This is a genomic window from Candidatus Symbiopectobacterium sp. NZEC151 (genome assembly GCF_025962655.1).
Classification (GTDB): Bacteria; Pseudomonadota; Gammaproteobacteria; order Enterobacterales; family Enterobacteriaceae; genus Symbiopectobacterium.
Genome location: NZ_JAGFPE010000007.1, coordinates 264,823 through 275,220 on the forward strand (window position 1 = coordinate 264,823; position 10,398 = coordinate 275,220).

Below are 10,398 nucleotides of genomic sequence, written 5' to 3' on the forward strand. Positions count from 1 at the left end.
TGCAACGGGAGAACAAAGCGCTGATTTGCCCACCACCCAATCAGTTAAATGAGGGAAAAAATCTAATAACCTCAGATGTGTGAATGGTAAGATAAGTGCAAAATTTAAAAACGTACAATTTTTTTGATATTCTACAATGCTGTACATGACATAATCGGTAATTGTCGCTAATGTAGGCAATTACCGTCACAAACACCGTCAAATTACACGCGAGAACTGTTGCGTCCGTGCTTTAGCACGCAGATAGCTGTCAAAGCACATGCAGATATTGCGAATCAACAAGCGGCCTTTCGGTGTCACCACGATCCCCGTAGGGTGCAATTCAGCCAGGCCATCCTGCACCAGCGGTGCCAGCAGGCGTAAATCTTCTGCGAAATAGAGACGGCAATCGATGCCGTAATCCGCTTCAATCGCCGCGTAGTCCAGACGGAAATTACAGATAATACTTTTGATCACATCGCGGCGAATGCAGTCATCGTGCGTCAAGCGCAAGCCGCGCCATAGCGCATTACCCTGTTCACCCACCTTTTCGTAGTAGGTTTTCAGCACTTTTTCATTTTGCGCGTAACTGTCACCAATCATGCTGATCGCCGACACCCCCATGCCCAGCAGGTCGGTGTCACCCTGCGTGGTGTAACCCTGAAAGTTACGGTGCAATTTACCGGCACGTTGTGCCAGCGCCAGCTCATCGTCCGGGCGAGCAAAGTGATCCATACCGATAAACTGATAGCCCGATTGGGTAAGCGTGGTGATGGTTTGGCGCAGAATCTCCAGCTTTTGCGCTGGGCTCGGCAAATCCGCATCTTTGATTTTACGCTGGGCAGCAAACAGTGTCGGCAAATGGGCGTAGTTGAACACGCTGAGGCGGTGCGGGCTTAACTCAGCCACGCGTTGCAGGGTGAAAGCGAAACTTTCCGGCGTCTGTTTCGGCAAGCCGTAAATAAGGTCGATATTGGTGGAGGTAAAGCCAAGCGCCTTGGCGCGTTCAATCAGCGCAAAGATAAAAGCCTCATCTTGCTCTCGATTCACCAGGCGTTGCACTTCCTTGTTGAAATCCTGCACGCCCATGCTTAGGCGATTAAACCCTTCCGCACGCAGGTGATCGAGAATATCCAGCTCGATTTCACGCGGATCGACCTCCAGCGAGGTTTCCACCTCATCCGCAAACTGGAAATTTTCGCGCAACAGCGCCATCAGTCGGCTGATTTGATCTTTATTGAGATAGGTAGGCGTGCCGCCGCCCCAGTGCAGTTGCGTGACGATACGCCCGGCGAACAGCGGCGCGCGCTGGCGAATCTCCACGGCCAGCACATCAAGATACTCTTCGGCTTTGTGCTGCTGGCGCGTCACCAGCTTGTTGCAACCGCAGAAATAGCACAGGCGATGACAAAACGGGATATGAACATACAGCGACAGCGGCCGCTCTGGATAACGCGCTATCGCCTGACGGAATGCCGCATCATCATACTGTTCGTTAAACTCAAGCGCCGTGGGATACGAGGTGTAACGCGGCCCGGAATAGTTGTATTTTTGAATCAGGGCTAAATCCCAATCGACGTGTTGATCTTGCATGCTGTTACTCCTTCCGCTTGTATTTCCCGACAGCGCTTTTCAGCGGCAGCTTGCGCTGCCCTGTCCCGAACACGGCGCGCTGTATTCGCGTTTTACGCCGGGAAAGCAGCCACAGTTTAACCAACAGACACAGCAGATAACAGACAACCAACACCAAGATGAGAGACAGTAGCCCTTTCATCTATCAGAATACGTCTTTCGGGTTATTACGTTTGAGGATCTGCATCATGTCTTCCTGCTGCGCTTCCTCTTCCTCGTCATCCATTTCAATGCCCAGCTCATCCATCAAGGCATTGATACGATCGAGCGTGCTATCAACCCATTTCTGCTCGTCTTTGCTCAGCGTCTCACCGTTATCCAGACGCTCCAGCAACGCATCGAGGCGATCGTCATTCTCCAGCAGAGCCAGTTCCTGCTCTGGGGTCAAGCGCGTTTCGACTACGGTTTCTGCTTTAGGTTGAGTACGTTGTGTATGAGCATTTTGCGGTTTAGTGGCTTGTGACTGTTCATCACTGACCGTCAGCGCGACAGGTTTTTTGCTGCCGATGCGCGGGTCGCTTTTTTTCCCCTGACCGGATTGCTTTGCGGCATCCACCGCTGGGTTTGCACGGCTGCCCGCGGTACGACCACTGTGTTTTTTCTGACGTTTACGTTCCCGGCCTTCGCTATTAAGCTCGTCGCGGGTTTTCCTCTTCACTTTAGACGTTGACGCCTTCGCGCCTGGGGCTTTGGAGCCCGGATTTTTCACCGGCTGTTTCATAACAACACTCTCAGGTAAACAGAAGATAATTGCGGCGGAATCTAGCAGAAAGGCCAGCAATAAAAAAGGGCCGGTGCGGCCATTAGGCGAATTCGCCTTGTGCAACAAAAGCTGGCACCGATAACCCCGCGTTTCGGGTCAGTTATAGGTATAATAGACCCAAAGCCCCCTATCCAGACAGAGATAACCATTGTGACCGAACAACAGAACACGAACGTGACGCATAACTACAATATGACGCATTTTGTCATCAGCGCGCCCGATATTCGTCACCTGCCTGCCGATAGCGGTATCGAAGTGGCGTTCGCCGGACGTTCCAACGCAGGAAAATCCAGCGCCCTGAACACGCTGACCAACCAAAAAAGCCTGGCGCGCACCAGTAAAACACCGGGACGAACCCAGCTTATCAACCTGTTTGAAGTCACAGACGGCGTGCGCCTGGTTGACCTCCCCGGCTATGGCTATGCCGAAGTTCCGGAGGAGATGAAGCGCAAATGGCAGAAAGCGCTGGGGGAATATCTGCAAAAACGCGCCTGTCTGCAAGGACTGGTGGTGTTGATGGATATCCGTCATCCGCTGAAAGATCTCGATCAGCAAATGATTGAATGGGCCGTGGCTGTGGAACTGCCGGTGCTCATTCTGCTCACCAAATCCGATAAACTGGCTTCCGGTGCGCGTAAAGCTCAACTGAATGCCGTGCGTGAAGCCGTGCTAGCGTTTGGCGGGGATATTCAGGTTGAAGCCTTCTCCTCCTTGAAAAAAGAAGGGGTGGATAAACTGCGTCAAAAACTCGATCTGTGGTTCAACACCCGTCCCTCAATGCAAGACGATGCTGATAATTAAGATTAACCGCCGCGATCGTTAGCGATCTTGCGGCGTTTTTTGACTCGCGCCCAATAAAAAACGCCCCAGTCACCGAAGTGACCGGGGCGGCTAATATTCAGCCAAATCCGATTACGTGAAGTAAAAGGTCTGAAAGATAGAACATCTTACCTCTGTACCCTACGTCGTTAACTCTACCCTATTTTTTCGTCAGAACAAAGGTTTTTTTGTTGTTTAGTTTCATAAAAAATGGCTATGGCTCACACAAAGTCAAAGCAAGTCACCCAATCCTGTAGTTTAATTACAGAAATGAATAACGTAATGCGCATTTAATGTTCAGTTGCAACATCCTGTTTTTCTGTACATTAATGCGCCTCATCCCAGTTTTTACCTTCACCCACATCCACGCGCAGCGGAACGTTTAGTGACATACAACCTTCCATCAGGGTAACGATCTTTTGTTTTGCCGCATCCAGCACCGACTCATGTACTTCAAACACCAATTCATCGTGTACCTGCATGATCATATTCACCTGCGGCTGCTCTTGCTGTAGCCAACTATCGATCGCAATCATCGCCTTCTTGATGATATCGGCAGCAGTACCCTGCATTGGGGCGTTAATCGCGGCACGTTCCGCCGCCTTGCGACTCATCGCATTGCGTGCGTGAATATCCGGCAAATAGAGACGGCGTCCATCCAGCGTCTGCACGAACCCTTTCTCGGCGGCTTCCTGACGGGTTCTTTCCATGTACTCCTGCACGCCAGGATAGCGCTCAAAATAGAGGTTCATATAGCGCTGCGACTCGGCGCGGGGAATACCCAACTGGCGTGACAGGCCGAAGGCGCTCATGCCATAAATCAAACCAAAGTTGATGGCCTTGGCGCTACGGCGCTGCTCTCCCGTGACGTTCTCCAGCGGCAAACCAAAAACTTCTGCGGCGGTAGCGCGGTGAATGTCCAACCCCTCGGCAAACGCGTTGAGCAGCCCAGCATCACCGGAAAGGTGCGCCATAATGCGCAACTCAATCTGTGAGTAGTCCGCCGCCACGATGCGATACCCTTCAGGGGCAATAAACGCCTGACGGATGCGCCGCCCTTCGTCGTTGCGTACCGGGATGTTTTGCAGGTTGGGATCGCTGGAGGAAAGACGCCCGGTCGCCGTGACCGCTTGATGGTATGAGGTGTGCACCCGCTGGGTCAGCGGATTGATCATCAGCGGCAGCTTGTCGGTGTAAGTCGATTTCAGTTTCGCCAGCCCACGATATTCCAGAATACGTTTGGGCAGCGGATAGTCATGCGCCAACTCTTCTAACACTTCTTCATTGGTGGAAGGCGCTCCTTTCGGCGTTTTCTTTAACACCGGCAGCTTCAGCTTATCGTATAAGATCCCCTGCAACTGCTTGGTGGAAGCAAGATTAAACGCTTCACCGGCCATTTCATGCACTTCAGTTTCAAGCTCGGCCAGGCGCGCCGTCAATTCCTGAGAATGTTGCGCCAAAATGCCGGCATCAATCAACACGCCCTGGCGTTCAATGCGAGACAGCACCGGCACCAACGGCATATCGATATCACGGAACACCGTCACCAGTTCCCCATGCTGTTGCAGCTTTTCCCACAGGGTTTGATGCAAATGCAAAGTGACATCCGCATCTTCTGCGGCATAGGTGCTGGCTTGCTCAACGGGAATCTGATTAAAGGTAAGCTGGTTCTTGCCCTTACCCGCAATCTCTTCAAACGAAATGGTTTTATGTTGCAGGTAACGTTCGGCAAGGCTGTCCATATCATGACGGCCCGCCACGCTGTTTAGCACGTAAGACTCCACCATGGTGTCATACGCAATGCCACGCAGCTCAATGTCATAGCGTTTCATCACGCCCTGATCGAACTTCAGGTTCTGCCCAATTTTGCGCAGCGCGCTGTCTTCCAGCAGGGGTTTAAGCAATTCCAACGCGCGTGCTCTGTCGATTTGATCCGGTGCATCCAGATAATCGTGCGCCAGCGGCAGATACGCCGCTTCCCCCGCCGTCACCGCAAATGACATACCAATCAGATTGGCGCTCAGCGTATCCAGACCATCCGTTTCCGTATCAAACGCAAACTCTCCTGCCTTTTGGATACGAGCAATCCACGACTGTAAGGTCTCTTCATCCTGAATAGTGACATAACCTTCGCGGCTCAAGGCAACCGTTGCTTCCGCTTGCGGTTGCGCTTGTACCGTGGGTGTTGTTGGCTGCGAAACCTGAGATTGCCCTTTGCGCCCCTGCATCCAGGTGCCGCCTTCAACATCAGCCATCCAGCGTTTGAAATCATAGCGCTTAAACAGCCCGTGCAGTGCATCCACATCCGGTTCATTCACCGTCAGCTCAGTGCAGGTCAGCTCCAGCTCGACGTCAGTTTTGATGGTCGCCAGTTGATAAGAGAGGTATGCCGCTTCTTTATGCTGTTCCAGCTTTTGCGCCATGGTCTTTGCGCCGCGAAAGGAGAGCGTGGCGATCTTATCCAGATTACCGTACAGGGTATCCAGCCCACCAAGCCCCTGGAGCAACGCTTGCGCCGTCTTTTCACCCACGCCCGGCACACCGGGAATATTGTCCGATGCATCCCCCATCAGGGCCAGAAAATCGATAATCAGCTCCGGCGGAATACCGTATTTGTCGCAGACTTCTTGCGGCCCAAGCACCGTATTGTTCATGGTGTTGATAAGCGTGATCGTCGGTGAAACCAGTTGCGCCATGTCTTTATCACCGGTGCTGATCAGTACCGGCGTGCCTGCGCTTTCCGCCTGGCGCGCCAGCGTACCGATCACGTCATCCGCTTCCACACCGCTGACGGCCAACAACGGCAGCCCCATAGCACGCACCATTGCATGCAGCGGCTCAATCTGCGCACGCAGATCGTCCGGCATCGGAGGGCGATGCGCCTTGTAGTTTTCGAACAGTTCGTCGCGGAACGTTTTTCCTTTGGCATCAAACACCACAGCGACGTGGCTGGGGGAGAACTGAAGCAACAGGCTGCGCAGCATATTCAGCACGCCATACATGGCACCTGTCGGCTCGCCTGCGTTGTTCGTCAAAGGAGGAAATGCGTGGTAGGCACGGTATAAATACGACGAGCCATCGACCAAAATTAACGGGTTTTGCGGAATCTGAACCATGTTCTGTCATGACCTATGTCGTCCATCATGGCGCTAAGCATGCCATAGCTCAAAGCAAGAGACGAACGTTAACGCATAGAAAACCGCAAATCTGCCACACGCAAAGCAAAGGCCTTGTGGATAACTTTGTGCATAGAAAGAGAAAATCAGAATGATGCTGATGTTACATCAAAAAGCGATTCCCATATTATGGATTTTTTTCAGCAAGATAAAAAAATGGTCCCGGTAAATATCCGTAATACAAAAAACATTTTTTTTGTGGATAGATATTACTTAAACGCTTATTAAACGCCACCGACGTGAAACCCGCGTAAAGGAAAAGGGATATATTATGGCGATATACCCTAAATAATTTGAGTTGCCGCGAGGCGGAAAGTGAGTAATCCCACGGCGCGTATCAAGGCGTAACTGTTGGTGGTGAATCAGCACAGCCAGCGCACCGACAACATCACAAATGATGGGTATAACTGCGCCTGTCACCAGGCGCAGTCACGCAAAAAGTATTATTTTTTCTCGATGAGGAATTTCACAACATCAGCATATTGCTTCACATATGCATCCATTGAGCTGGTATCCAAACCGTCGCTTTTCACCATATATTTGCCATTAACAAACATGGCCGGCACACCGCGCAGTTGCAAATCAGCGGCGGCTTTTTCTTGCTGGGCAACCAGAGATTTAACCACGAAGCTATTCAATGCACCGTCATAATCTTCAGCTTTAACACCCGCCGCCACAAACACCTTGCGAATATCATCCGTGGTTTTCAGCGTTTGGCTTTTTTGCACCGCATCAAACATTAACGGGGTGATTTTATCTTCTACACCCAAGGCGATGGCTACTGCCCAGGCCTGGGTCAGTTCTTTGCCAAACTGCCCGAGAAAATCAACGTGGTAACGGGTAATTTTGGTATCCGCAGGCAGCACCTTACTGACAGCTTCAGGAATATGGTAAACCTCAGCGAACTGATAGCAATGTGGGCAGTAGAACGAGAAAAACTCAAGCACCTGAGGTAATTGAGGTACCGGTTTATTAACTTCAACGTACTGTTTTCCATCAGAAAAATCTGCCGCTGATGCACCGAAGGCCAACATGATGCCCATTAATGCCGCAAATACACTCTTCATATAACACGTCTCTCCGTTAAACATCAGTACATGGACAATAGCTGTAAAGGAGGCTCCTGTAACAGCTTAACCTGTTCAGTAAATATTGCTGTTTGCCTGAACCAGAAATCATCATCTTTTATCCAGGGAAAGCTCGGGGGAAATGCCGGATCTTCCCAACGGCGAATAATCCACGCTAAATAATGCACCATTCGCATCGCTCGAAGCGGCTCAATTAACGCCAGCTCTTTTTCCTGAAACGCCATAAACTCACTATAAGCTTCAAGCAGAATATCGAGTTGAATTCTCTGTTCCTGACGCTCACCATGAAGCAACATCCATAAATCCTGCACCGCAGGTCCGTTACGGGCATCATCTAAATCGACAAATAGCGGGCCGTCACGCCAGAGAATATTTCCAGGATGGCAATCGCCGTGCAATCTGAGAAAAGCAGCATCCTGTGTCCAATAGCGTTTTACCATTTCGATAAGTTGCTGGGTGGACTGCAAAAAGGAATCTCGGCGCGCAGCAGGAATAAGTTGCGTTTGCGTCAATAGCTGATAAGGCTTGTCGAGATATTCCTCAACCCCAATGGTGGGGCGAGCAACAAAAAGCCCTTTTTGCCCCGTTTGATGCCAACGCCCGAGAAAACGGCCAACGCCTTCCAACTGATCGTCATTGTCCATTTCATATTGCCGCCCTCCTACGCTCGGGAAAACGGCAAAATAAAATCCATCATAACAATGCAGCGTTTGACCATTGAGCTTCACGGGTGCCACAACGGGCACCTCATCTTCAACCAATGCCAGGGCGAAATCGTGTTCTTCCTGAATCTGCGCCTGCGTCCACCGTTCAGGACGATAGAATTTAACGACAAAACGGCGCCGGTCTTCATCCATAAATTGATAAACCCGGTTTTCATAGCTGTTGAGCGCCGTCAAACCGGAATCAACCCGAATACCTACCGCAAAAAGCGCATCGATAATCAGCGAGGGAAACAGCGTCTGAAAATTAAACACTGAACTTTGCATAGCCGTCATCATTACTCGCAATAGGAATTAAAATAAGCGTGAAAAAGCGGCGCCTATCGATAAAAGCCTCAGTCCTTGATAACACCCCGGGCACGCAGCAGTGCTGTTTTGAAATCTTCTTCATAATCCTTTTTCAAGCCAGGGATGACCTGCTCTTTATCCGCGTCACGCATTTTCAAATGGTAAATCAGGATATCATCTGTCAGCTCACTTAGCTGCCCCTGGAACCCCGCCTCCTGTGCAAGTTTTTGTAAAAATTGGACCAGATTCAGGTCCGGATCTTTTTGCCAGGCAGGATGCAGTAATTCGACCAACTCGTTAACGCGATGACATTTCATGGTTTAATCCTCTTATACAGATACTGATATCACCTTAGCAGCCTTAATCACGGGTGGAAAGCGCTTGGCGTCAGGAAATATTTTGCCCAGAATAGAGCCTCTGCGGCGCGACAAAGAGGGATCACATGATCACAGGCATCATTCTGGCAGGTGGCCAGGCCAGCCGGATGGGTGGGCAGGATAAAGGACTATTAACGTTGCGCGGCATACCGCTCTATCAACACGTGTTAACCCGCCTGAAACCCCAGGTGGATCGCGTGTATATCAATGCCAATCGTAACCAGTCTGTTTATCAGGACAGTGGCTGCACCGTGTTTAGCGACTTACCGAACGGCTTCTCAGGTCCTTTGGCAGGCATCTTGTCCAGCCTGAAGACCATCGAGACTGAATGGGCCGTTTTCGCGCCTTGTGATGTCCCTAATTTACCCACCGATATGGTGGCGAGACTGTGGCACGGCAAACAGCAAGCCTATGCCGCCTACGTAAACGATGGTCAGCGGGAGCATCCAACCTTGTTGCTTATCCATCGCTCCATGATCTCGAAACTTGAAACCTACCTGGAACGTGGCGATCGTAAGCTAATGCTATTTCTGGCAGAGATCGAGGCGATTCCCGTACTGTTCACTGATTGCCCTTTGGCATTTCAAAACCTGAACACCCCAGACGATCTCTCCAATTGGCAAGAGGCCAAACATGACTGAGTTGCATCACCCACGCCTGCTTGCTGTTAGTGCTTATAGCGGTACCGGGAAAACCACCTTGCTCACCCACGTGATTCCGCTCCTCAAGGAGAAAGGACTACGCATTGGTGTGATCAAGCATACTCATCATGATATGGATATCGATAAACCCGGCAAAGACAGCTATGAGCTGCGTAAAGCAGGGGCTGCGCAGACGCTTGTCGCCAGTAACCAGCGCTGGGCGCTGATGACGGAAACACCGAAGGCCGAAGAGGTGGATCTCTATGAAATGGTGAGCAAAATGGATGTTGATACGCTGGATTTGGTGCTGGTTGAAGGATTTCGACACGAAAAGGTGCCTAAGATCGTTCTTTCACGCAGAGGGTTGAGCAAGAACGCGCATGATTTGTTAGATAGCTATGCCGTTGCGATTGCCAGCGATGATGATGCAGATCGACAACTTTCCTTGCCCTGGCTGGATATAAACGATCCTAAACAGGTGGCTGACTTTATTGACGGTTGGATCCGCGGGTAAATTCACCCATGTCTGATGGTAAATGACTGACACTACACATCACGCACAGCAAAAAGGGCTGTCCTTTCGGACAGCCCCTTAGCTTATATAAAAACCTGGCAGTTCCCTACTCTCACATGGGGAAGCCCCACACTACCATCGGCGCTACGGCGTTTCACTTCTGAGTTCGGCATGGGGTCAGGTGGGACCACCGCGCTATCGCCGCCAGGCATATTCTGTTTCATCTCACCCGCTCTTTTGAGCCAGCAAGACCAATCTGTCAACAAGCTGAATCTCTTTACGAGTTCTGATTCGATTTTTCTCTCAATCAACACCAAAACACCTTCGGCGTTGTAAGGTTAAGCCTCACAGGTCATTAGTACTGGTTAGCTCAATGCATCGCTGCACTTACACACCCAG

10 protein-coding genes and 1 rRNA gene are annotated in these 10,398 nt (G+C 50.8%); 3 read left to right on the forward strand and 8 right to left on the reverse strand.

Annotation, left to right across the window (positions count from 1 at the left end; all coding sequences use genetic code 11):
- Positions 1 to 198: 198 nt before the first annotated feature.
- Genes hemN through yihI form a run of 3 tightly spaced genes read right to left on the reverse strand, consistent with a single transcriptional unit; the run spans position 199 to position 2,332 of the window.
- Complete coding sequence (hemN, locus tag J5067_RS19555) at positions 199 to 1,572, reverse strand: oxygen-independent coproporphyrinogen III oxidase (RefSeq protein ID WP_264651820.1); 1,374 nt, start codon at positions 1,570 to 1,572, stop codon at positions 199 to 201.
- Positions 1,573 to 1,576: 4 nt separating this feature from the next.
- Positions 1,577 to 1,753 carry a high mobility group protein Z gene (locus J5067_RS19560; protein WP_264645327.1) on the reverse strand — a complete coding sequence of 59 codons (177 nt, stop codon included), beginning with the start codon at positions 1,751 to 1,753 and terminating at the stop codon, positions 1,577 to 1,579.
- Positions 1,754 to 1,756: 3 nt separating this feature from the next.
- Positions 1,757 to 2,332, reverse strand: a complete 576-nt coding sequence (gene yihI / locus J5067_RS19565; protein ID WP_264645326.1) for a Der GTPase-activating protein YihI — start codon at positions 2,330 to 2,332, stop codon at positions 1,757 to 1,759.
- A gap of 234 nt (positions 2,333 to 2,566) precedes the next feature.
- Here yihI and yihA point away from each other — a divergent pair, with 234 nt between their 5' ends.
- Positions 2,567 to 3,175: a ribosome biogenesis GTP-binding protein YihA/YsxC gene (gene yihA, locus J5067_RS19570; protein WP_264645513.1), complete on the forward strand. Its 609-nt coding sequence runs from the start codon at positions 2,567 to 2,569 to the stop codon at positions 3,173 to 3,175.
- A 344-nt stretch (positions 3,176 to 3,519) separates the two neighbouring features.
- Here the strand turns inward: yihA and polA are convergent, their stop codons facing one another.
- The 4 genes from polA to J5067_RS19590 form a co-directional block, all read right to left on the reverse strand.
- Positions 3,520 to 6,309, reverse strand: a complete 2,790-nt coding sequence (polA, locus tag J5067_RS19575) for a DNA polymerase I (RefSeq protein WP_264651821.1) — start codon at positions 6,307 to 6,309, stop codon at positions 3,520 to 3,522.
- 503 nt (positions 6,310 to 6,812) lie between these two features.
- Entirely contained in the window at positions 6,813 to 7,436 is a 624-nt protein-coding gene (gene dsbA / locus J5067_RS19580) for a thiol:disulfide interchange protein DsbA (RefSeq protein ID WP_264645324.1), read from the reverse strand.
- A 23-nt stretch (positions 7,437 to 7,459) separates the two neighbouring features.
- A complete protein-coding gene (locus J5067_RS19585; RefSeq protein WP_264645323.1) occupies positions 7,460 to 8,446 on the reverse strand; it encodes a serine/threonine protein kinase in 987 nt (328 codons plus the stop codon).
- A 68-nt stretch (positions 8,447 to 8,514) separates the two neighbouring features.
- A complete protein-coding gene (locus J5067_RS19590) occupies positions 8,515 to 8,784 on the reverse strand; it encodes a YihD family protein (protein WP_195316213.1) in 270 nt (89 codons plus the stop codon).
- Between the two features lie 125 nt (positions 8,785 to 8,909).
- On the opposite strand from J5067_RS19590, the gene mobA reads away from it, so the two are divergent.
- Both mobA and mobB read left to right on the forward strand, forming a co-directional pair.
- Positions 8,910 to 9,485: a molybdenum cofactor guanylyltransferase MobA gene (gene mobA / locus J5067_RS19595; RefSeq protein ID WP_264645322.1), complete on the forward strand. Its 576-nt coding sequence runs from the start codon at positions 8,910 to 8,912 to the stop codon at positions 9,483 to 9,485.
- Positions 9,478 to 9,999 (forward strand): molybdopterin-guanine dinucleotide biosynthesis protein MobB, encoded by a 522-nt coding sequence (mobB, locus tag J5067_RS19600; protein ID WP_264651822.1) that lies wholly within the window; start codon positions 9,478 to 9,480, stop codon positions 9,997 to 9,999. Before mobA ends, mobB begins: the two co-directional genes overlap by 8 nt.
- Before the next feature lie 93 nt (positions 10,000 to 10,092).
- Here mobB and rrf read toward each other — a convergent pair.
- Positions 10,093 to 10,208, reverse strand: a 5S ribosomal RNA gene (gene rrf, locus J5067_RS19605).
- Between the last annotated feature and the right edge of the window lie 190 nt (positions 10,209 to 10,398).

What these genes read in the sequence shown, in the direction of transcription:
- J5067_RS19585 (WP_264645323.1), bottom strand. Translation starts at nt 8,446, where the DNA reads ATGCAAAGTTCAGTGTTTAATTTTCAGACGCTGTTTCCCTCGCTGATT.
- mobB (WP_264651822.1), top strand. Translation starts at nt 9,478, where the DNA reads ATGACTGAGTTGCATCACCCACGCCTGCTTGCTGTTAGTGCTTATAGC.
- dsbA (WP_264645324.1), bottom strand. Translation starts at nt 7,436, where the DNA reads ATGAAGAGTGTATTTGCGGCATTAATGGGCATCATGTTGGCCTTCGGT.
- hemN (WP_264651820.1), bottom strand. Translation starts at nt 1,572, where the DNA reads ATGCAAGATCAACACGTCGATTGGGATTTAGCCCTGATTCAAAAATAC.
- polA (WP_264651821.1), bottom strand. Translation starts at nt 6,309, where the DNA reads ATGGTTCAGATTCCGCAAAACCCGTTAATTTTGGTCGATGGCTCGTCG.
- yihI (WP_264645326.1), bottom strand. Translation starts at nt 2,332, where the DNA reads ATGAAACAGCCGGTGAAAAATCCGGGCTCCAAAGCCCCAGGCGCGAAG.
- J5067_RS19560 (WP_264645327.1), bottom strand. Translation starts at nt 1,753, where the DNA reads ATGAAAGGGCTACTGTCTCTCATCTTGGTGTTGGTTGTCTGTTATCTG.
- mobA (WP_264645322.1), top strand. Translation starts at nt 8,910, where the DNA reads ATGATCACAGGCATCATTCTGGCAGGTGGCCAGGCCAGCCGGATGGGT.
- J5067_RS19590 (WP_195316213.1), bottom strand. Translation starts at nt 8,784, where the DNA reads ATGAAATGTCATCGCGTTAACGAGTTGGTCGAATTACTGCATCCTGCC.
- yihA (WP_264645513.1), top strand. Translation starts at nt 2,567, where the DNA reads ATGACGCATTTTGTCATCAGCGCGCCCGATATTCGTCACCTGCCTGCC.